Here is a 22,007-nt window from a genome sequence, read left to right as displayed (position 1 = left end):
CTTTTGAGACAGACCCTCTGACAGATGCGTAAATTCGTGCTATACTGAAAGACAGTATGGCACAGGAAAAGAAAACAAAAAAAAGCTCGTCTTTTTTTAAATCTCTCGGTTTTATCGTTCTCGTTGCGGCTGCAGCCGTTTTTTCGGCGCTCGGCGTTTTGGGATTTTTCCAAAAACTCGATTACCGTATGTACGACTTTTTGCTCGGACTCCGAAGAGAACCGAAACAATCGGAAAAGATTTTATTCGTCAACATCGACGACGAATCGATTCAAGCGCTCGGCGAATGGCCGTGGAGCCGCGATATCATCGCCGATTGTCTTTTGCGCATACGCGAGCTCGGCGCGGAAAGCGTCGTTTTCGATGTCGAATACCTTTCGCCCTCCCCGCGAGGGGTTGCGCCGAACGCCGAAGAAAATATGAACGCTGCGATTTCGGCCGGACGGAACGACATCACGGGCGTCATCAACGAGTTTTCCGAATCGGTCAGGCGCGGTTTCGTTTCCCGTTCCGAGCTTTCGGCAGTGACGAAAGATATGATCGCCAATTATATCGATCCGGCTCTTTCGAATATGCAGGCCGATATCGCATCGAAAATATACCGCGATAACGACGACTATTTTGCACGGGCGATCCAATTTTTCGGCAACACGTGGCTTACCGTAAATACGCGCGACGTTGCGATCACGCTTTCCGACGAAGACAGAAATTATGCGCAAAAACGCATTTTGCTTTCGAACGTCACCGACTCAGGCGGTTTTATTTCGCGCGCCAATCAATATACGTCCGACGAACAATATAACGGACAAAAGACGGGATTTTCTCCGGCGCTTCACACGCTCATCTCTCGTGCGGCGGGCGCGGGCTTTACGAATGTCGTCATCGACAGCGACGGTACTCGGCGGCGAATCGAACTGCTCTACGATTACGGCGGAAAATACGCGGCTCAGCTTTCGTTTGCCCCGCTTTTGCACATACTCAATGCGGAACGCATAGAGCGTACGCAAAACTCGCTCATCGTGTTCAACGCGCTTTTTCCCGGAGAGACGGAGAAAACGACCGTAAAGATCCCGCTCGACGGCCACGGACGCATGCTTATCAACTGGCTCCATAGGGAGCAGGGAAAATCGTTTAAAAACGAATCGGTCGTCTTTTTGAAAGATCTCGATTTTATCGAAGAAGCCGTCGTCACAACTCTCGGCAATATATGCAGCAACGAACTGTTCGCCTCAGACGGGAGCGCGCTCGGTTATATGGGAGCGGCACAAAAATTATTAAAACAATATAAAACGATCGACGAAGAAAAACAGATACTGCTTGCGCGGTGCGCGGGTTTCAACGAAGACGGCGAGCTCATTGACGGGATAAACGCAAACGAATACGAAGCCTACTTTGCCGCACGTGCGGCCTTTTACGACGATATCGGTTCGTTTATCGACGCCGGCTATATGAGCTCGATCGAAGCGCGCATTGCGGAACTTTTAAAAGCGGGACTGTCCGAAGAGCAGGCCGGGAATTTTATCGACGTCATGAAAGAGCAGTTCGCTCTCCTTTCCGACAATTATAAAACCTACCGGCAGTACGTAAACGATATGAAAGACGTATACCGCGCGTCGTACTGTATCATCGGAAACACCGCATCGAGTACGACCGACCTCGGAACGAACCCGTTTACGCGAAGCTATCCGAACGTCGGCACGCACGCGAACGTTATGAACACGATTTTGCAGCGCGATTTTATCACTCCGTTTCCGTGGTATTACGGTATGATTGCAGCCTTTTTGTTAATGTTTTTCGTCATGTTCATCACCTACGGCAGATCCGATATGATGCAGAATGTCGTAACCGGCATAGCGGTCTTTCTCATCGTGAGCGTTTTCGTCTTTTTTATGATCGTGCCGGGTTATTATATTCCGCCCGTCGCATCCTGCCTTTTTATGCTTTTCATATATGTCGCGGGAATCATTTTGCGCTTTACGCTCAGCGACCGCGAAAAAAGATTTTTGCGCCGCGCATTTTCGACTTACCTTTCAAAAGACGTCGTCAATGCCATCGTCGAAGATCCCGAAAAGCTTTCGCTCGGCGGAGAAGACAAACACATAACCGCGCTTTTTTCCGATATCAAAGGTTTTTCATCGTTCAGCGAACTCGTCACGCCGACTCAGCTCGTATCGATTTTGAACGAATACCTCGGTTTGCTCAGCGATACGATTTTGCGCTACAACGGTACGATCGACAAATACATCGGAGACGCCATCGTTTCGTTTTTCGGCGCTCCGATCGATTTGCCCGACCACGCCTACCGCGCCTGTGCCGCGGCCGTGCGCATGAAGCAGGCTGAAAAACTGTACAACGAAAAACATCTTGCGCATAAGGACATCCCGCGCGAGCTTGAAACGCGTATCGGTATCAACACGGGCAATATGGTCGTCGGAAACATGGGTACGAGCATGAAGATGAATTATACGATCATGGGCAACGACGTCAACCTCGCAAGCCGTCTTGAAGGCGTCAATAAAATCTACAAATCGTGGATCCTCGTTTCGGAGACGACGTGGAACGAAGCCGATTCGGGCGAACATAAAGGCGAACTCGTCTCCCGCAGACTCGACAAAGTGCGCGTCGTCGGCATCAATAAGCCCGTACAGCTTTACAATATACTCGGCTTTAAAAACGAAATGCCGCCCGATGAGCTTGCATCTCTCGGCGAATTTCACGAAGCGCTCGACAGATACCTTGCGCGGGATTTTAAAAAGGCGGGAAAAATGTTTATGAATGCGAATAAACTGAATCCTGCCGACGGAGCCTCGCTCGTGTTTGCAGAGCGCTGCAAAGATTATCTCAAGCACGGCATTCCCGACGATTGGGACGGTGTCATGAATATGACGACGAAGTGACGAAAAAAATCCGGCTCGTCCGCTTGCGAGACCTTATCGAAGCGGACGGGTGAGTGAAAATTACGCTTCGAGGATACCTTTACGCTTCGATGATAATCGTTTCGCTTACCGAATTTTCGATCCGTTTATTTCGGAAATAGAGGCATATATCCATCGTCACCATGACGATGTTCGGAATATAAAACCAAAAGGCGAGATTGTATTTGCGTTCGAGCAGCTTTGCGCTTATGCCGCAGATATAGCCGAACGCGATAAAGCACATAAACAAAAGGCTTTTACCCTTTGTCGACTTCGATTTCAGCGAGCGTGCAATCGACATCGGCCACGAAAGACCGAAGCACAAAATCATAATCGATTCGAGAATGCTCGCGGGGTAAAATACGCCGCCTTTTAAGATTCCGAGAAATTCAAGTACCTGATGTTCCATAATTTAATTATTCCTCCCTGTGCAAATATATCGTTTTTAGAGTTCGCCGTCTCTATGCGTATAATGCGGCAAAAGGCGGGGCGAGAGCATTTGCGTTTTTATGCCGGCCGCCGCCCTCTCTTTTTCGAAATCCTTTACGTGTTCGAGCGAAAGCTTTTCCGGCATCGCGTTTTTTTGCGACTCTCGCGCGCCAGCTGTTCCCGCGATGCGTCCGAAGACGACAACGTCCAAAAGCGAGTTTCCCATGAGACGGTTTGTCCCGTGAATGCCGCCGGAGGCTTCGCCTGCGACGAAGAGGTTTCCGATATTCGTTTTGCACTCCCGGTCGATTTCGACGCCGCCGTTTTGATAGTGAAGGGTGGGGTAGACGAGGATCGGATCGCGCCTGATATCGATGTCGTATTTTTCGAACATGCGCAGCATCGCGGGTATACGCTTTTCGATCGTGCCTTCTCCGTTTTTCAACTCGATCATCGGCGTGTCGAGCCATACGCCTTCTCCCATACCCGTCGGAATGCCCTTGCCTTTTTTTATTTCGCGGATAATGCCCGCCGCTTCCACGTCGCGCGTTTCAAGCGGATGGATAAAAGCGTCCCCGTCGATATTGCACACTTTTGCGCCGAGTGAGCGCACTTTTTCCGTAACGAGCGCACCGAACACTTGCTGCGGATAGGCGACGCCGGTCGGATGGTATTGGAGCGAATACTGATAGAGGAGTTTTGCGCCCGCGCGATACGCGAGCACGAGTCCGTCCGCCGTCGCGCCGTAGTGGTTCGACGTCGGAAAGCCCTGATAGTGCATGCGTCCGGCTCCCCCCGTCGCAATGATGACGGCTTTCGCCTTTGCGACGAGCAGCTCTTTCGTCTCCATGTTCATGAGTACGGCTCCGGCGCAGTTTCCTTTTTCATCTTTTAATAATTCCACTGCGCTCGTAAAATCGACGACGGTGATCCGCTCGGCGCGATTTAAAACTTCGTCGCGGAGCGTGCGCATGATTTCGGCGCCCGAATAATCTTTACACGCGTGCATGCGTTTTCTGCTCGTGCCGCCTCCGTGCGTCGTAATCATCGTGCCGTCTTTTTCTTTGTCGAATTCGACGCCGAGCGTGTTGAGCCACCGGATCGTTTCGGGCGCACGGGTGACGAGTTCGTAGACGAGTTCCTTTTTTGCGTCGAAGTGACCGCCGCCGAAAGCGTCGAGAAAATGCCGTTCGGGCGAATCGTTCGCTTTGTCGGCCGCTTGAATGCCGCCCTCGGCCATCATCGTGTTCGCATCTCCGACGCGGAGTTTTGTGACGAGGAGCACTTTTGCGCCCGCGTTGTCCGCTTCGATCGCAGCCGCCGTTCCGGCGCCTCCTCCTCCGATGATGAGCACGTCGGTTTCGTAATCGGCTTTCGTCAAATCGATTTTGTCCGGTTCTATGCGCGGCATGCCTTGTAAAATTTCCGCAAGCTCAAGTGGCGCTTTTTCACCTTTATTCGGCCCGATTTCAAGTTCGGTAAACTGCTCCGTTATATGATCGGGATGATATTCGCGCAGTACCGCCTCTTTTTCTTCTGCGCTCATGCGGCGCGGTTCAAATGCGGCGTTTTCCTTTCTCTTTGCGGCGACCTTTTCCGCCGACTCTTTCATAATGCCCGTATACATATTCACGCTCCTTTTTTCGTCACGCTTCGATGTCGCGGCTGTTGTACAGCTCTTTGATTTGATCGATCGGCCTTGCCATAAGATTTTGGATCAGACTTTCGAATTTTCCGTCTTTGATCTCTTCGACGCGTTCGGTCAAATGCTTTGCTTCGGGCTGGATGTATTTGCCGTTTAAGCGGCGGGCGAGTTCGGCTACTTGGGGATGGCTGATTTCTGCCGGACAGCGCGATGAGCAGATGCCGCACATAACGCAGTCGAAAGATTCGTCCGCGCAGTTTTGAAATTCGCCGCGCTGTGCATAGGCGATGTACTGCATGACGCGCAAGTTTTGCGGACACGCGCGCGTACACGCATTGCAGCCGACACACGCGTAGATTTCGGGATAGAGCTCCATCATGATCCGCTGTTCGGCCGTGACCGCATCGATGTCGTACACTTGCTTTACAAGCGGAAAAAACGGCAGCGTCGCGATGTACATATTGTCGACGACTTTAGTCTGGCACGCCAAACACGTGTACAGGCGGTTTTGTCCTTTGATGCGGTACACCGTCGCGCATGCGCCGCAAAAACCGTTTCTGCATCCGCAGCCGCGCACGAGTTCGTAACCCGCGTATTCCATCGCATTCATGATCGTCAGATGTTCGGGCACTTCGTATCGTTTTCCGAACAGGTAAATGTTTATCAATTTTTCCGACATAGCACAATCCTCATTAAATTATTAGGTCAAATTTCGAGTTTAATAAAACTCGAAAAGTACAGCTTTGTTAGCTGATACTTTCCAAACTCGACATATCGTCCGTCAATATTCGGGCGGCAGCGCGCCGAGTTCGTCGAACGAAAACACCGGTCCGTCTTTGCATACGTACTTGTTGCCGATATTGCACCTGCCGCATTTTCCGATACCGCATTTCATACGCATCTCCATCGTCGTAAATATCTGCGTATCTTTAAAGCCGAGCTCATTGAGTCCGGCGAGCGTCAAATGGATGAGGATGGGCGGACCGCACATGATCGCCGTCATACTCGTGTCGGGGTTGAGCTCTTTGACATAGGGCGGCACAAAACCGACGTGACCGTCCCAATCGTCTTGAGCTTTATCGATCGTCAAATATACGGTAAAGTCCGGAGTTTTCATCCACTCTTCGGTGATCTCTCTGTACGCGACGAGATCCTGTTTCGAGCGCGAACCGTAAACGATCGTCACTTTGCCGTAATCGCTTCGGTGAAAACGGACGTAGTTGATGACGCTTCGAAGCGGAGCGAGACCTATACCGCCTGCGACAAAGAGCAAGTCTTTGCCTTTGAAAACGGTGTCGACGGGAAAGCCGTTTCCGAGCGGACCTCTCACGCCTATCTCCTGTCCTTCTTCGGCCGCATGCAGCCACGACGTGACGCATCCGCATTTTTTTATGCTGAACTCCTGATATGCTTCGACCGTCGGAGAAGACGTTATCGAAATCATGGAATCCCCGACGCCCGGAACGGAGAGTATCGCGCACTGACCGGGCTTGTGGTAAAATAATTTTTTTCCGTCGCGTCCGACTACGCGGAAAGTCTTTACGTCTCCCGTTTCATCGCGTATGTCGGTGATTACGCCGATGTACGGAATCAACATGTCATTTTCCATCGTGTACCTCCGGCTTTTCGATTCGAGCGTCGTCGTTTATCGTTTTCATAACTTTTACGATATTCATGCGGATGGGGCAGCTTTCGAGGCATCTTCCGCAGCCGACGCAGCTGTAAACGCCGCCGTGATCCATCGGATAATACACGAGCTTGTGCATAAAGCGCTGACGGAAGCGCTCCTTTTGCGTGTGCCGCGGATTTTCCGCCGCCATCTTCGTAAAGTCCGAAAACATACAGCTGTCCCAGCAGCGGAACTGTCGTATGCCGCTTCCGGTATCGAAACTCCTGATATCAAAACACATGCACGTCGGACACACGTATGTACATGTGCCGCAGCCCAAGCACGCTTCCGAAAGGTTTTCCCACACCGGCAGATTGAAAATCGAAAGCATATTTTCGCCGCGAAATTTCGAAAGGTCGATATCGACGAAAGGCAGTTTGTCGATTTTTTCCCGCGTTGCCTTTTGCTGTTTTTCGACGATATCCGCGCCGCTCTCGCTCGTCATGCTTTTGATGATTTCGATAAACGCGTCTCCCTTTTCGGTGTTTGCGCGAAAAAAGACCTTTCCGTCGGCGATCCACGCGCTCGCATCTCCTTGCGGCTCGGCCGCATCGATGCCGTAGAGTTTACAAAAACAGGTTTCTTTCGGTTCCGAACAGGCGAGCGTGACGACGGTACCGTGTTCACGCCGCGTTTTGTAGTAGGTATCGACCGGCTCCATATTGATGTACACGTCGTCGACGATCGCAAAACTCGCAGCGTCGCACGCGCGCACGCCGAAAACGACAAAGTCTTCCGATTCGGTACGCGGATCTTCGACTTCGATTTTTTTGCCTGAAAGCTTGTAGTGCACGAGGTTTTCGATTTTCGGAAAGAAAAAATCTTTTGCCGATCTCACCGTTTTAAGCTCGGACGAAAGGACGGCGCCGTCTTTCCAGCGTTTAAAATCGGCTTTACCCGATGCGTCGTCTACGGGAATATACAGCGCTTCCTTTTGTGCGATGAGGGCAAAGAGTTCGTCAAGTTTTTCAAACGGCAGCGATACGAAATTTCTCATAGTGTACCTCCCGAACGCGAATAGATGATGTCGGGTTCCGCGTCGCTCGTCCTATACGTGAGCATCGGCGGCTTCGTCTCCATATCGCTTCCCGCCGTGTAAGAACCGTAGAGTTCGTCGATATCTTTAATAAATTTTCGATTGATGAGGTGCAGCGGGATACGCTGGGGACACACGCGAGAGCATTCGCCGCAGTCGGTACAACGGCCTGCGACGTGCCACGCGCGGATGATATGGTACATGCTTTCTTCGAAACTCGATGCTGCGACTTTTTGTGCAGCGCCGGATGCGGGGTTGTCGAATACGCACGTCGTACAAGTACAGGCGGGACAGACGTCGCGGCACGCGTTGCAGCGGATACAGCGCGAAAGTTCGTTTTGCCAAAACGCAAAGCGTTCTTCTTCCGTCATCGCTTCGAGCTTTGCAACTTCGTCGAAGCGCGCGGAATCCCGTACGTCTCCGTCTTCTCCAATAAGTTCGTCGCAGCCGATGTGTTTTTTGCTTTTACACACGGCACAGCGTTCGGACAGCTCTTGTTTTTCGGGATCTTTCATGCCGTCGCACGGAACGCCGATCGCGTATACGTGGCTTCTGAAAATACGGTGTTCTTTCAGCAATTCGGTAAAGCTGTAAGTGTCGCAGGGTTTTAAAAACACGAGTATTTTCGCTTCGGGTTCCGCCTGCGTTTCGGCGTTCGCGTCTTTTTGTTTTGCGATCGCGTTGTTCGCGCGCACGGTATTTTTCGCCGTTTCGATTTTGCGCGTTTCTTTCACGAGGTATTTCGACAGGTTCGCCGCGCTGTATTCGTTGTATACGAAGTTTTTTTCGATATCGTCCGCCGACGTAAAAAGCGAAGGCGTTACATCGTAATCGAAAAGGCCTCTTCTCCAGCCGAGTACGATCTGTACCGTTTTGTCCGCAAGCAGCGTTTTTGCGCGGTTTACCAATTCGCCGGTCATTTCGCTTTGCATCGTAAATCCTCCAGCCGTTTGTTTTCTCCGAGCGCCGTTACCGCCTCGACGAATTCATGCATCGTTTTGGCAAATTTTGCGCCTTCCGCCGCGGACACCCATTCGACTCTCGTCCTTCCTTTTTCGATGCCGAGGAATTCGAGCATGGAAAAGAGGAGCGTCATGCGCCGTCTTGCAAAATAGTTGCCGCTCGTATAGTGGCAGTCTCCCGGGTGACAGCCGCAGAGGATGACGCCGTCGGCTCCCCGCTGAAACGCGCGCAGGATAAAGATCGGGTTTAATCGGCACGAACAGGGAATGCGGATGATTTTGACGTCGGCCGGATATTCGAGGCGGTTGCTGCCGGCCAAATCCGCTCCCGCGTACGAACACCAGTTGCAGCAAAAGGCTACGATCTTCGGTTTAAATACACTTCTTTTTTCGGGAAAATCGTTTCCGGCAGCCGCATCGACAGTCTTCGGCTGCATATCGTTTTTTACAGACATAAAGCATCGACCTCCGCCATGATTTCTTTATTCGTAAATCCTTTGAGATCCATTGCTCCCGAGGGACAGGCGACCGTACACGCGCCGCAGCCTTGACAGACGGCGGGGTTTACTTGCGCGACTCGGCGTGTCACCGTCGTGCGGTTTATGCCGCGGAAGTCTTTATCGATATACGTGATCGCGCCGTAGGGGCATACGTTTTCGCACTGCGAGCAGCCGTTGCACATGGCTTCGTCGGATTCGGCGACGCAGGGATTGTTTTTCAGTTTATCCTTTACGAGGAGGCCGATGACTTTGCTTGCCGCCGCGCTTGCCTGCGAAACCGTTTCGGGGATATCCTTCGGTCCCTGCGCGCAGCCTGAAAGATAGACGCCTGCAGTCGGGCTTTCGACGGGGCGGAGCTTCGGATGCGCTTCGGTAAAAAAGTCGTTCGTGTCCATGCTCGCGGTGAGCATCGTCGCCAATGAGCGCGCGGACTTATCCGCTTCGATGGAAGCGGCAAGTACGACCATGTCGGCTTTGATGTGCACTTGTTTATCCATGAGCAGATCCGAGCCTTGCACGTCGAGCGTACCGTCTTCTTCGACGGACACTTTTCCGACCATGCCTTTGATATAGTGTACGCCGTACTGTTCGACCGCTCTCCGGTAAAATTCGTCGAAGTTTTTTCCCGGTGTGCGCACGTCGATATAAAACACGTAGCACTCCGTATCGGGGTAGTGGTCTCTCGTGAGGATCGCGTGCTTTGCCGTGTACATACAGCAGATTTTCGAACAGTATTCGTGACCTTTTTCCGCGTCAGCCGAACAGCGGCTTCCGACACATTGGACGAAGACGATCGTTTTGGGATGCTTGCCGTCGGAAGGGCGGAGCAGGGTTCCGCCGGTAGGGCCCGCCGCATTCATAAGGCGTTCGAATTCGAGGGACGATACGACGTCTTTGCTCTGCGAATACGCGAACTCGTCGAACTTAGACAAGTCGATCGGATTGTAGCCGGTTGCGGCGACGATGGCTCCGTATTTTTCTTCGATGAACGTATCTTTCGCACCGTAATCGATCGCTTTCGCCTGACACACCATCGAACAGACGCCGCATTTTCCCGACGTGAGCTTCATGCAGTGAGCGGCATCGATCGTCGCGATTTTCGGAACGGCTTGCGCAAAGGGAATATAGATCGCGGAGCGCTTGTCGAGATTCATATTGAATTCGTTCGGCACTTTTTTTTGCGGACACTTTTGTACGCATTCGCCGCAGCCCGTACACTTCGTTTCGTCGACGTAGCGTGCTTTGCGTTTTATCGTCACCGTAAAGTTTCCGACGAATCCTTTGATATCCGACACTTCGCTGTACGAGAGTATCCTGATATTTTCGTTTTGTCCGCATTCGACCATGCGCGGCGTGAGTATACAGGCCGCACAGTCGAGCGTCGGAAAGGTTTTGTCGAGCTGCGCCATTTTGCCGCCGATCGTCGGCTTCGCTTCGACGATGTCTACGGGAAAACCCGCATCCGCGATATCGATCGCCGTCTGAATGCCCGCGATACCTCCGCCGATGACGAGAGCGCGCTTGGTGACCGGCGTTTCGCCTGCAGTGAGCGGTTCGTTCAGCAGCACTTTTGCGATAGCCGCTTTTCCGAGCGAAATCGCCTTTGCCGTCGCGGTCGGCATATCTTTACATATCCACGAATCCTGTTCGCGGATATTTGCGACTTCGAGAAGATAGGGATTGATACCCGCTTTTTCCGCACACTTTCGGAATGTCGCTTCATGCATACGAGGCGAACAGGAACACACGACGACTCCGCCGAGCTCATGTTCTTTTATCGTGTCGGCTATGAGATCCTGACCCGTCTGAGAGCACATATAGGTGTAGTCCGTCGAAAAGACAACGCCCGCTTCTTTTCCGAGCGCGTCCGCGACGGCTTTTACATCGACCGTGCCCGCTATATTCGTGCCGCAGTGGCACACAAAAACTCCGATTTTCCGCATACTCACTTCCTATACTTTCTGAATGCGCTGACGATCGCCTGCTGCGGCATATCGCCGTCGATATAAAGCGGCACTTTTTCCGCGGCGAGGTGTTCCGCACCTCTTGTCCGTTCGACGACCGTGCGCACCGCTTCCACGATCTTCGCAGGTTCGACTTGGCGCGGGCACCTCTCCATGCACGCAAAACACGACAGACAGCGGTACGTCGATTCCGTTTTCAAAAGCGCTTCGATATCGCCGGTTTCGACCATATGCACGAATTCGTGCGGATGATATTCCATATCGTCGTAGGACGGGCAAGTACCCGAACACTTTCCGCACTGCATGCACTTGTGCACGTTTACTCCGCTGATCGAAAGTATTTCATCGCGGATCTTATTGAGTTCAGACTGCAACACGGCATTGCTCCTTGACGCCGAGCGCTTCGGCGAGCAGTTCGGTAAAATACAACACAGGGGCGTTTTCGGCGCTCCGGTGTTTTACGAGATTATAACGGCAGAGCGGGCAGGCTGTGACGAGCAGCTCGGCTCCCTGCGATTCGGCATTATCCAAAATTTTTTTGCATCGCTTTTCGGGAATGTCTCCGCCGTCGAACATCGTATACGCGCCGCAGCACTCGTTCCGAAGCGAATAGCGCACAGGTGTTGCACCGATCGCCGATATAAAATCTTCGAGGATGCTCGGATTTTCCGGATCGTCCATCTTCATAACGCGTCCCGGCCGCAACAGGAGACAGCCGTAGTACGCTCCGATTTTTTTGCCCGTAAGCGGCTTCGTCACTTTCGCTTTGACGTTTTCCCAGCCGACCGCGTCGCGAAGCACTTCGAGATAGTGCAGCACCTTCGTCTCCCCGTGATAGGAGAGATGATCGTTTTTAAAATAGTTGTTGACTTTTACGATGACGTTGTCGTCCCGCCTCATATCGTCGTTTACCTGCTTTATGACGTTGTGGCACGCCGAGCATATCGTAACGAGTTCTCTTTTCGCATCGCGGGCGGCCGCAAGTGCGCGCACCGATGAAAGCTTCGTTGCGATTTCGTCTTTTGCCAGCGGATAGGTTCCGCCGCAGCACTGCCAATCGGGAATCTCTTCGAGCGTAAACCCGAGCGCTTCGGCCGAGGAACGGGCATAGCGATCCAAATCGAGCGCTTTGTTCCGAAGCGTGCATCCCGGAAAATACGAATATATACGATGATCGTCCATACACAAAAACCTCTCAATAAAACTTTTCTCCGAGCGCGTCGTGCTCTTTGCAAAGCCCGTTGCGTTCGGCATCGCGCATCAACGCTTTACGCCCGCCATTTCTTCGGGATGAAAAACTTCGTCGAATTTTTCCGCAGTCAAAAAACCGAGCGATACGCATGCGTCTTTCAGCGAAATATTCTCTTCGTACGCTTTGTGGCTCGTCTTTGCCGCGTTTTCGTAGCCGATGTAGGGGTTCAGCGCGGTGACGAGCATGAGCGAATTGTAGAGATTGAAATGCATTTTTTCTTTGTTCGCCGTAATACCCGACGCGCAGTTGTCGTTGAAAGATACGATCGCTTCGGAAAGGAGACGTACCGATTGCAAAAAATTATACGCGATGACCGGCATAAATACGTTGAGTTCGAAATTGCCCTGACTCGCGCCGATACCGACGGCGACATCGTTTCCCATCACTTGCACCGCGACCATCGTCACCGCTTCGCACTGCGTCGGATTGACTTTTCCCGGCATGATGGAAGAGCCCGGTTCGTTTTCGGGAATGTGTATTTCGCCGAGACCGCAGCGCGGACCCGAAGCGAGCCAGCGCACGTCGTTTGCGATTTTTAATAAATCCGCAGCGAGCGCTTTTACTCCTCCGTGTGCAAAGACGATTTCATCTTTACTCGTGAGCGCGTGAAATTTATTCGGAGCCGTGATAAAGCGCTTTCCGGTGAGAGACGACAGTTCTTCGGCAACTTTTACGTCGAAGCCTCGAGGCGCGTTGAGCCCCGTACCGACGGCCGTACCGCCGAGAGCGAGCTCTTTCAATTCGGGAAGCGCGAGCGAAATGAGGTTTTTGTCTTTTTCGAGGGACGTCCGCCAGCCGCTTATCTCCTGCGCGAACGAAATCGGGACGGCATCCTGCAAGTGCGTGCGCCCGCTTTTGACGACGTTTTCGTTTACCGCTTCGAGCTTTTTAAACGTCGATACAAGCACGTCGATTGCCGGAAAGAGTTTATCTTCGATTTCGACGACGGCTGCGATGTGCATCGCCGTCGGAAAAGTATCGTTGCTCGACTGACTCATATTGACGTCGTCATTCGGATGACAGAGCTTTTTACCCGCGATTTCGTTTGCGCGGGTTGCGATCACTTCGTTCGCGTTCATATTCGACTGCGTACCGCTTCCCGTCTGCCATACGACGAGCGGAAAGTGTTCGTCGAGCCTTCCTGCGATCACTTCGTCACAGGCTTTTTCTATGCATGAAAGTTTTTCCGCCGTCATCTTTTCAGGCTTTAACGCACAGTTCGCGCGCGCGGCGGCTTTTTTCAAGTGCCCGAACGCTTTTGTGATTTCCCTCGGCATCGTTTCAATGCCGACTCCGATGCGGAAATTTTCATGACTGCGCTCGGTTTGCGCTCCCCAATATTTGTCGGCAGGAACTTTTACTTCTCCCATCGAATCGTGTTCAATTCTGAAATCGCCCATCGCTTTTCCCCATATATTGTTATCGAAAATTAATAATTCAATTTCGAATTTTATTAAAATCGAAATTTGCCGATCTGATAATCAATAATTTGAAATGATTGCGGGTGCGGATGATATTCGGAAAAAGAAACCGGTAACGGAGCGGCGACGCGAGATGTCAAACAGGTTTTTAAAATCCGGCTTTTATTAAAACGGGATTTTATGTTCGGCGCATTTTTCCGATCCTGCGAACGATCGTCCGCAATCACATCAAATCGCCGATGCTAAAACCGTATCTGTTTGATCGCGTCTTTTAAGCAGTCAGCGCTGCGCCGCATCTGTACGATCTCCATATCGGAAAGCGGGGCGAGCAAGTGCCCGTGAAATCCCGTGCGTCCGATGACGGAAAGCATCGAAAGGCTTACGTCTTTAATGCCGTATTCGCCGTTCGCCATAGCGGAAACGGTGAGTGTCGTGTCTGCGGCGTTGTTGATGCAGTCTACGATGTGCGCGACCGAAATCGCTACGGCGTAAAAGGTCGCCCCTTTACGTTCGATGATCTTTCCGCCCGAACTTCGGATATAGGATTCGACTTCTTCGTGAATGAGCGGCGGGATGAGTTTATCGTTGTCTTCGAGACAGGATTTATATTCGTCTACGGGAATCGTCGCGATATTTGCAAGCGACCACGGAATAAGCGACGAATCTCCGTGTTCGCCGAAAACGTACGCGTGTACGTTTTGCTGTGCGATGTGGTAGTATTCGGCAATGCGTGCGCGAAGGCGGGCAGTGTCGAGGATCGTTCCCGAACCGAAAATCTGATTTTGCGGCAGTCCCGACATTTTGTAAAATTGATACGTCAAAATATCGACAGGATTCGAAACAATCACATAGATTGCCGTAGAAGCATACTTGACGATTTCGGGGATGATGCTCTTCGTGATGTCGACGTTCGTCTGCGCCAAATCCAGCCTGGATTGTCCGGGCTTCCGCGCGACGCCCGATGTCAGAATGACGATGTCCGAATCCTTTGCATCGGCGTATGTCCCTGCATAAATGGTTACGGGGTCGCAGAACGGCGTACCCTGCCTGATGTCGAGCGCTTCGCCCAAAGCTTTTTGCGTGTTGATATCGATCATTACGATTTCAGACGCGATGCCTTTAACGGTGAGCGAATACGCGATCGTAGAGCCTACTTGACCGGCTCCGATGATCGTGACTTTGAATGCCAATTTTTGTTCCTCTGCACTGCTACTTTGCTACAGCAAGTCTTGTATGGGGATTGCTCCCTCTTGTGCCGACGGCACATCCACAAAAAAAATAATAAAGCATTATTCCGGAAATGTAAAGCAAAAAAAATCAAAAAAATCGGGAGGGCAGGGGAGACGCAGATGATTTACTCAGGTTTGCGGTTAGGAAAAACGAGCAGTTTTTGAATGTATCGGAACGAACGAAGGTTGCTTCTGTAATTTTCGGCGGACTGTATAAGTACTGTATTTTCGGGTGATATCGTGGTATAGTAAAGAAATAACGGTATCGTTGTATGATTCTTATACGACGATTTTGCCGGATAAGAGGATTATGACGGATATGCGCAGTGAGGTACTTTAGGAGGAAGAAATGAAAAAAATTGTATTCGGTATTATTATTTGTATTTTAAGTACAACAATGATTTTTGCAGCTGAAAAACTATCGAAATTAAATAGCGCATTAATGAAAGACAAAGTTAATATAAACACAGTGAAGAAATTAATTGCATCCGGTGAGGATGTTAACCAAAAGTATTATGGTTATTACCCTATCGAACGCGTTAAAAATAATTTTGAATTAGTAAAAATACTTATTGAAGCAGGAGCTGAAGGTAAAGAAAAGTATTTTGCAAATGCAATTTGGAATCAATATGATGACGAAATAATTCAATATTTTTGTGAAAATGATTTGGTAGATTCAAATAAATATGTATGGGGTTTTAGAAACTATTTTCGTGATAATGGAAAATCAATTGAAGATATTTGCGCGAAAGTAAAAGCCATTACAGTTGGAAAACTGACTAATCCAATGATTCTGTCTTTAGTTACTCCGGATAAATATGATGCGGTTTGTGAAGTATTAAATCCGGATTTCAATTATAAAGATGAAATGGGAAACTCTTTGATTCATCTTGCATCAAAAAGTATAAATGAAAATTCTTTGGAATTAATAAAATATGCTGTAAAAAAAGGTGTTGGTATTAATTGTCTAAATAGTTCAAATCAAACAGCTTTGTTATTCGCAGCTACATATTACGGACCTTTAATTAATTGGGAAAATCCTGTTAATGAAAATGAAGAATCAGCAAAAATCAACTTTATCGGAGATATGCCTTATTATGGGAATGCAAGGGCAATTCAAAAAGCTCAAGTAGAAGTTGTAATGTTCTTGTTGGATAATAAGATAAACGTAAATCAAATAGATGATTTTGGATGGACGGTTTTACATTATGCGTCGGCAGCTTATCCTGAGGGATTGATCGAATTGTTAATATCTAAAGGGGCTGATAAAAATATAAAAACAAAATTCGGAAGAACCTATGCAGATATTTTAAATCTTAGAAAATAATAAATCACATAACATGTGTTTCAAAGCAGGCGCACGGTCAAGCCGTGCGCTGTTTAAATGCGTAGTTATGGCGACAGTTCCCCTTCTTGCTTGGTAAGAGGAAAAAATGAAAAAATATATAACATTAATTTTGTTTCCGTATTTTGCAACAATAAATATATTCGCTTTTTTGTTTTCTGGTTATTTGTCGGAACTTCCGAATTTTCTCAATTTATTAATTTGTTTTTTTCTTTCTCGCCGTAAACATAATAGAATTATTTTTTGCCGTAAAGTGCTTGATAAACATCGGAATAGAAACTTTTAACAATAACTGTAATACCGATTTTATGAAAAATATACTTTATGTAAAATTTCTTCATATACCGGCTTATATTTTTATTTTTGTTCTTGGCTTTGCAATGCTTACCCTTCCGCTTGGTTTTATTATTACCATATGTTGTTTTATTGCAGACTGTTGGAGTATGTTTTTTACAGGCTTGCCGATGACATTTGCATTGATAGCAAAATATAGACAAAAAGAAATCTCTAAAAAATTTACCGTTATACATAGTATTTTTGCATTCATTTTTTGCTTAGACATAATTGACGGTGTTTTCTTGAAAAAAAAGCTGTAGTACACGGCTTTACACTGTTTGGAAAAACTTTAATAATAGAAACGTAGCTTCTTAAAAAAGAATAGGAAATATTTTTGCGATAAAAAAGGTTTAAAGCCGATACGCGGTCAAGCCGCGTGCAGTACAAGCGAATGTTAGGCGGACAGGACGGAGGTCTGCTTGTTTGGATATAAAAAATGAATAATGAAGATAATTATAACGAACAGTATAGAGAATTTAAAATAAATGCAATCCATTCATGGATTGTATTTGGATTATTAATAGATATAGGTTTAGTTTTAAAAAAATTCTTTAATATTGAAGTTTACTTTAAATCAGCAAGGCAGCCATAGAACACGACTTTGCGCCGCTGGGAGAAAAATGATTGTATTAAAAATTTTTAGTGGATTGTGTGCAGTATACTTTTTTATTACACTTATTCGGAGTTTGATCTCATGGAGTAATAAATACAAAACTTTCATTGATTTTTGTCGTTTGGAAGGCGATGCAGAAACTATATCCTATATTGGGTATAAAGAATTTTATGGCGAAGAATACGGCTTACGAAAGTCTTATTCGCTTGGTGCGGCTCTAGAAAGGTTAAATTCGCAATACGAGAAAACCTGCAAAAAAGAGTATTTTGAATATGGTGAATATATCCGCATAAATAGATATAAAAGCATCTTATATGTAATTGTAATTTTTCTATGTATTATTGTTGTAACTGTACAGATGTAATAAATGAAAAATTAAAACACAAAATACCGTTTTTATAACCGACACGCGGACAAGCCGCGTGCAGTACAAGCGAATATTAGGCGGACACCCGTACCGGGGCGCTTATGGAGAAAAAATGAAAAAGTTCTTTTCGGTATTTTTTATTTTCAGTAATTTCTTTTTTTGTTTTGCCGAAGACTTTCATCATAAATATATATTTTATAAATTTGAACACGAAATAAGATTGCAAGCAATTATAACTAATTTATTTAATGAACACAATAAGAAAATAAAAACGATAGAAACATATATTCCATACAACGAAAAAATTTATACTTCAGAAGAAATTGATTATGAGTATATAAATAATCAAATTATTGAATTAAAAAATGGGAATAAAATACATTCTTATAAAATTAATAATGAGAATGAAATCATCGAAGAATATTTTTATACAGATAACGAAATAGATATTGTAAATACAGTCAAATATGAATATGAAAATAAAAGATTATCAAAAAAGAAATCCTTTGTTTTCGAATACAATTATTTCTATAATAAAAATGGTGATTTAATTGAAATTGTAGATAATCAAAATAACAGAAAAGTATTTAAATATAAGAAAAAAAATAACCGTATAATTCAAGAACGACTAATTCAGAAGCAAGGTGAGACGGAAGATATTCGATATACAAAAAATATCTTTTATAATAACAAAGGCCAAGTTATAAGGGAAGAGATCAATGAAAAGATTGATCGTATAACTTCGTCTGAATTTTTTAATAATCAAAATTATATAAAAATAATAATTTATGATTATTTATAAATATATAAAAATACATAACAAAGTTTTGAAGCTCGACAATGCATGTCTTCACTTGCGTTGCGGGGTAAAACAATGTTATGGCGCGACAGCTCCCCGGCTTGCTTGGTAAGAGGAAAAAATGAAAAAAACAAGTATTTTGCTTTTGATATTTTTTATATTTCTTTTTCAACACTTGTCAGCTCAAAATTATATCACAGCAGGTTTGAATATTGATTTCGGTTTTAATTGTAATGAAGAAGTTATTAACGAAATCGGTATAATAATTCCAAAACCAGCCATGTATGTAGGATTTAATATCTTTAAGGAAGATACTAAAATCGGATTCCATTTTGACGGAAGCATAATTTTTTCACACAACGAAAAAGAATTATGTTTAGGATTTGCTTCATTGCTTGCACCTTCTTTTCTTTTACGCTTGGGAAATGAAAGCGGTTTCATAATTTCACCGGGATTTTCATTCGGTTTCCTTCTCGGGGGATCCTCACATGAAGGGACGAATATAAAAAGCACAATTGGTCTGGCTTATCTAGGAATAGGAAGTAATATTATATATTTTTTTAAGTCCGGATTCAGCATTGGCCTTAATTTAAATTATTACCCGTTAATGTTTGTACATCATTCCAGTAAAGAAAATAATATGTCAAAAAAATTTGAAAAAATAGAGAATAGTTTTTCAATCGGAATAACTATAGCTTATACAGATTGGTTTAAATAATGATTCATATCAACAGGAGACGCTCGCGATTTCTCCGCACTGCTCGAAATCGCTCTTTTAAGTCTGGAGTCGAAAAACGCCTGCAGCGTTTTTCCTTTGTAAGAGACGCACATAAATCCTGCGCACTGCTCGGATTTATGTGCTCTTGCCCGGAGGGGGACTTGAATCCCTTCGGGTACGTACTTCCTGTACGCCCCCTTCGGGACGCCTGCGCTCGCTTCCGGCGGCATCCCTGCCGCCTCTTCCTCGCCCTGCTCGGCGCTCGCTTCGTGGTTCAAGTCCCGAATATTTTTTGATTGCGATTAATGTGTCAAGAAATAGCAAAAGTGTATTTTACAAAAAAGTCGGAAGTTGAAAAACGCCTGCAGCGTTTTTCTTTTATAGGAGACGCTCGCGATTTCTCCGCACTGCTCGAAATCGCTCTTTTAAGTCTGGAGTCGAAAAACGCCTGCAGCGTTTTTCCTTTGTAAGAGACGCACATAAATCCTGCGCACTGCTCGGATTTATGTGCTCTTGCCCGGAGGGGGACTTGAATCCCTTCGGGTACGTACTTCCTGTACGCCCCCTTCGGGACGCCTGCGCTCGCTTCCGGCGGCATCCCTGCCGCCTCTTCCTCGCCCTGCTCGGCGCTCGCTTCGTGGTTCAAGTCCCGAATATTTTTTGATTGCGATTAATGTGTCAAGAAATAGCAAAAGTGTATTTTACAAAAAAGTCGGAAGTTGAAAAACGCCTGCAGCGTTTTTCTTTTATAGGAGACGCTCGCGATTTCTCCGCACTGCTCGAAATCGCTCTTTTAAGTCTGGAGTCGAAAAACGCTTGCAGCGTTTTTCTTTTATAGGAGACGCACATAAATCCTGTGCACTGCTCAGATTTATGTGCTCTTGCCCGGAGGGGGACTTGAACCCCCATGAGCGTGAACTCACTAGTACCTGAAACTAGCGTGTCTGCCAATTCCACCATCCGGGCGACGTTCTATTATAATAGCAAAATATCTGTGCCTCGTCAATTCATTTGCTTTTTTCCGATCGATCTTTTCCGAGCGCTGCGATTTTTTGCAGTGTCTGCCCCGCGTATGCTCTCACTTTCGGGTCGTACTGCGGGTAGAGGAGGCGGGTGAGTATGTCTTTGCCGTGCCGGTAAAAAGCGGGCCGTCCCATAAAGCGGCATATCGAAAAGACGGTGTCGCAAAGGATTTGCAAAAGCCGCGTATTTTGGGAAGGAATCGAGCGGAACGCTTTGTCGAGCGAATCGAGCATATTGCCTGCAGGATCGTATGCGCATTCTCCGGCCTGTGCGATGAGCGTGGGTAAATGTACGCCGACTCCTTCGGCTTCGATGAGACGCGCGATGATTTCGCTTTCGGTACTTGTCCCGTAAAGGGAAAGCTGTTTAAACATTGCATCGGTACCGGCGACGTCTTCGATAAAAACCGAACGCTTTGTACGGGTAGTCGTCTGCGCGCTTGTACGCGCGGAACGGTAAGCGTCGCATGCGCTTTTCAATTTCGATGCCCACACTTTTTCGAGCGGACCGTACATACCGCTCTCGAGTGCCGCCCGGCGTTCGGTTCCGGTCAATCCCGTATCGAGCTTTCCTTCGATTTCATACATATCGTAGAGCGGAGTTTCCGTTGTAAAAAAAGCATTGTAATTTCCGCGTTCTTGTCTTTGCAGCTGTTCTCCTCCGACGTTCTGTACGACGCGGAAACCCGCGATCGTCCACGATTTTTTGCACATGATGAGGTAGCCGCTTTCGGTATATAAAAGATAATTCCACGGATCGGACGAACCGTTCATCGCGGGGAGATGCACGTTCCATACGGCGCTTTCACGTTCGGTGCAAAAGACCGCGCTGTTTCGATCTGCAAAGGCCATGCCGCGCAAAAAAGGCTGTACGTATGAAATATGCGAAACGTCGATGTCCGAAACGCGGTAATGCGTTGACGCTTCTCCGTCGGACAATTTATAAAACGTGACGGCGGCCTCTTCTCCTGCAGGCTGAACGAGCGCGGCCCGCGTCGACGAATAGGGGATAAAAAAACTGCCGTCGTTTGCGGGAAGCGGAAGGGCACCTTCGGTTCGGGAAAGCGCCCACTTTGTCGAAGTTTTGTTTTTGCCGTCGAGTGCGCAAAGCCCCGCACCTCCGGATTTCAGCGTAACGAGGATGCCGCCTTCGGGAGACGAAACGCAGGATGCGACGATCCCGGTAAAGGCGAACTTTTCGATGATTTCCCCGAACGGCGATATGCGCAGCGCCGCCGTTTTTCCGTTATCGGGTTTTACGAGCAGCACGACGACGCTCCCGTCGGGGAGTTCCTGTATCGCCTGCGTATCCTGCTCTTCGGTTTTGATGTGCCATTTGCACACGCCCTTGATTCCGTAGCATGCGATGTCGGTTTTTCCGCGCACGAAGATGCGCGCATCGCGCCCGATAAACGGAGCACCTGCAAGCGTAAAGGGCACGCGAGCCGACCATAGCGGAAGTCCTTCGGGATTTAAAAGCGTAAGCGTATTGCCGCGGAAAACGGTCAGTAAAAAATCGCCGTCAAGAACGGTGAGGTAAGGAGCGATCCTGCCTCCGAGTTCCTTTTGCCAGAGGACGGTGCCGTCGTCGGAAGCGGCGTACACCGTACGTCCGTCGGTGAGGACTGCAAAACCGTAGGAGGTCGCCTGGGGGGGGGCGATGATTTTGCCGTTGAGCGTAAGCGACCAGTTCGGCTCTTCGGTCGCAAAATCGCGCCAGGCTGCCGCATCGGTTTGCGAAAAAAGCACATTTCCGATTGAAAATATTAAAAAGATTATTAGATT

General features: G+C 47.9%; 20 protein-coding genes and 1 tRNA gene. 7 read left to right on the top strand and 14 right to left on the bottom strand.

Annotated features, from left to right (window positions below; genetic code table 11):
- Positions 1-56: 56 nt before the first annotated feature.
- Complete coding sequence (locus H9I35_RS01765; protein ID WP_187419946.1) at positions 57-2,897, top strand: adenylate/guanylate cyclase domain-containing protein; 2,841 nt, start codon at positions 57-59, stop codon at positions 2,895-2,897.
- A 79-nt stretch (positions 2,898-2,976) separates the two neighbouring features.
- Here H9I35_RS01765 and H9I35_RS01760 read toward each other — a convergent pair whose 3' ends face one another.
- The 12 genes from H9I35_RS01760 to H9I35_RS01705 all read right to left on the bottom strand — a co-directional run bounded on the left by H9I35_RS01760 (position 2,977) and on the right by H9I35_RS01705 (position 14,983).
- Complete coding sequence (locus tag H9I35_RS01760) at positions 2,977-3,324, bottom strand: hypothetical protein (protein WP_187419945.1); 348 nt, start codon at positions 3,322-3,324, stop codon at positions 2,977-2,979.
- 36 nt (positions 3,325-3,360) lie between these two features.
- A complete protein-coding gene (locus tag H9I35_RS01755) occupies positions 3,361-4,971 on the bottom strand; it encodes an FAD-dependent oxidoreductase (protein ID WP_187419944.1) in 1,611 nt (536 codons plus the stop codon).
- Between the two features lie 19 nt (positions 4,972-4,990).
- Positions 4,991-5,668: a 4Fe-4S dicluster domain-containing protein gene (locus H9I35_RS01750; RefSeq protein WP_187419943.1), complete on the bottom strand. Its 678-nt coding sequence runs from the start codon at positions 5,666-5,668 to the stop codon at positions 4,991-4,993.
- 102 nt (positions 5,669-5,770) lie between these two features.
- The gene (locus H9I35_RS01745; protein ID WP_187419942.1) at positions 5,771-6,598 is read right to left on the bottom strand and encodes an FAD/NAD(P)-binding protein; all 828 of its coding nucleotides are present in this window, start codon (positions 6,596-6,598) and stop codon (positions 5,771-5,773) included.
- The gene (locus H9I35_RS01740; protein WP_187419941.1) at positions 6,588-7,655 is read right to left on the bottom strand and encodes a 4Fe-4S dicluster domain-containing protein; all 1,068 of its coding nucleotides are present in this window, start codon (positions 7,653-7,655) and stop codon (positions 6,588-6,590) included. The genes H9I35_RS01745 and H9I35_RS01740 overlap by 11 nt, the downstream gene beginning before the upstream one ends.
- Positions 7,652-8,626: a 4Fe-4S dicluster domain-containing protein gene (locus H9I35_RS01735; RefSeq protein ID WP_187419940.1), complete on the bottom strand. Its 975-nt coding sequence runs from the start codon at positions 8,624-8,626 to the stop codon at positions 7,652-7,654. The genes H9I35_RS01740 and H9I35_RS01735 overlap by 4 nt, the downstream gene beginning before the upstream one ends.
- On the bottom strand, positions 8,611-9,093 hold the full coding sequence (locus tag H9I35_RS01730; protein WP_187420712.1) for a hydrogenase iron-sulfur subunit: 483 nt from the start codon (positions 9,091-9,093) through the stop codon (positions 8,611-8,613). The genes H9I35_RS01735 and H9I35_RS01730 overlap by 16 nt, the downstream gene beginning before the upstream one ends.
- An 8-nt stretch (positions 9,094-9,101) precedes the next feature.
- Entirely contained in the window at positions 9,102-11,099 is a 1,998-nt protein-coding gene (locus H9I35_RS01725; protein WP_187419939.1) for a CoB--CoM heterodisulfide reductase iron-sulfur subunit A family protein, read from the bottom strand.
- A gap of 2 nt (positions 11,100-11,101) precedes the next feature.
- Positions 11,102-11,497 carry a 4Fe-4S dicluster domain-containing protein gene (locus H9I35_RS01720; protein WP_187419938.1) on the bottom strand — a complete coding sequence of 132 codons (396 nt, stop codon included), beginning with the start codon at positions 11,495-11,497 and terminating at the stop codon, positions 11,102-11,104.
- Positions 11,484-12,302: a CoB--CoM heterodisulfide reductase iron-sulfur subunit B family protein gene (locus tag H9I35_RS01715; RefSeq protein ID WP_187419937.1), complete on the bottom strand. Its 819-nt coding sequence runs from the start codon at positions 12,300-12,302 to the stop codon at positions 11,484-11,486. The genes H9I35_RS01720 and H9I35_RS01715 overlap by 14 nt, the downstream gene beginning before the upstream one ends.
- Before the next feature lie 78 nt (positions 12,303-12,380).
- Positions 12,381-13,772, bottom strand: coding sequence for a class II fumarate hydratase (fumC, locus tag H9I35_RS01710; RefSeq protein WP_187419936.1), 1,392 nt, complete (start codon positions 13,770-13,772; stop codon positions 12,381-12,383).
- A gap of 263 nt (positions 13,773-14,035) precedes the next feature.
- Positions 14,036-14,983: an L-lactate dehydrogenase gene (locus H9I35_RS01705; RefSeq protein ID WP_187419935.1), complete on the bottom strand. Its 948-nt coding sequence runs from the start codon at positions 14,981-14,983 to the stop codon at positions 14,036-14,038.
- 388 nt (positions 14,984-15,371) lie between these two features.
- On the opposite strand from H9I35_RS01705, the gene H9I35_RS01700 reads away from it, so the two are divergent.
- From H9I35_RS01700 to H9I35_RS01675, 6 genes are all read left to right on the top strand, one after another.
- Positions 15,372-16,349, top strand: coding sequence for an ankyrin repeat domain-containing protein (locus H9I35_RS01700; RefSeq protein ID WP_187419934.1), 978 nt, complete (start codon positions 15,372-15,374; stop codon positions 16,347-16,349).
- A gap of 326 nt (positions 16,350-16,675) precedes the next feature.
- A complete protein-coding gene (locus H9I35_RS01695) occupies positions 16,676-16,963 on the top strand; it encodes a hypothetical protein (RefSeq protein ID WP_187419933.1) in 288 nt (95 codons plus the stop codon).
- Positions 16,964-17,139: 176 nt separating this feature from the next.
- Positions 17,140-17,295, top strand: a complete 156-nt coding sequence (locus H9I35_RS01690; protein ID WP_187419932.1) for a hypothetical protein — start codon at positions 17,140-17,142, stop codon at positions 17,293-17,295.
- A 28-nt stretch (positions 17,296-17,323) separates the two neighbouring features.
- Entirely contained in the window at positions 17,324-17,680 is a 357-nt protein-coding gene (locus H9I35_RS01685; RefSeq protein WP_187419931.1) for a hypothetical protein, read from the top strand.
- 115 nt (positions 17,681-17,795) lie between these two features.
- Positions 17,796-18,485, top strand: coding sequence for a hypothetical protein (locus H9I35_RS01680; RefSeq protein WP_187419930.1), 690 nt, complete (start codon positions 17,796-17,798; stop codon positions 18,483-18,485).
- A 118-nt stretch (positions 18,486-18,603) separates the two neighbouring features.
- Complete coding sequence (locus H9I35_RS01675; RefSeq protein WP_187419929.1) at positions 18,604-19,200, top strand: hypothetical protein; 597 nt, start codon at positions 18,604-18,606, stop codon at positions 19,198-19,200.
- Between the two features lie 882 nt (positions 19,201-20,082).
- Here H9I35_RS01675 and H9I35_RS01670 read toward each other — a convergent pair.
- Both H9I35_RS01670 and H9I35_RS01665 read right to left on the bottom strand, forming a co-directional pair.
- Positions 20,083-20,166, bottom strand: a tRNA-Leu gene (locus tag H9I35_RS01670).
- Positions 20,167-20,207: 41 nt separating this feature from the next.
- Complete coding sequence (locus tag H9I35_RS01665) at positions 20,208-21,971, bottom strand: outer membrane protein assembly factor BamB family protein (protein ID WP_187419928.1); 1,764 nt, start codon at positions 21,969-21,971, stop codon at positions 20,208-20,210.
- Between the last annotated feature and the right edge of the window lie 36 nt (positions 21,972-22,007).

Source organism: Treponema sp. Marseille-Q4132 (genome assembly GCF_014334835.1).
In the GTDB taxonomy this organism is placed as follows: domain Bacteria; phylum Spirochaetota; class Spirochaetia; order Treponematales; family Treponemataceae; genus Treponema_D; species Treponema_D paredis.
This window is presented reverse-complemented; position numbering and strand designations above follow the sequence as displayed.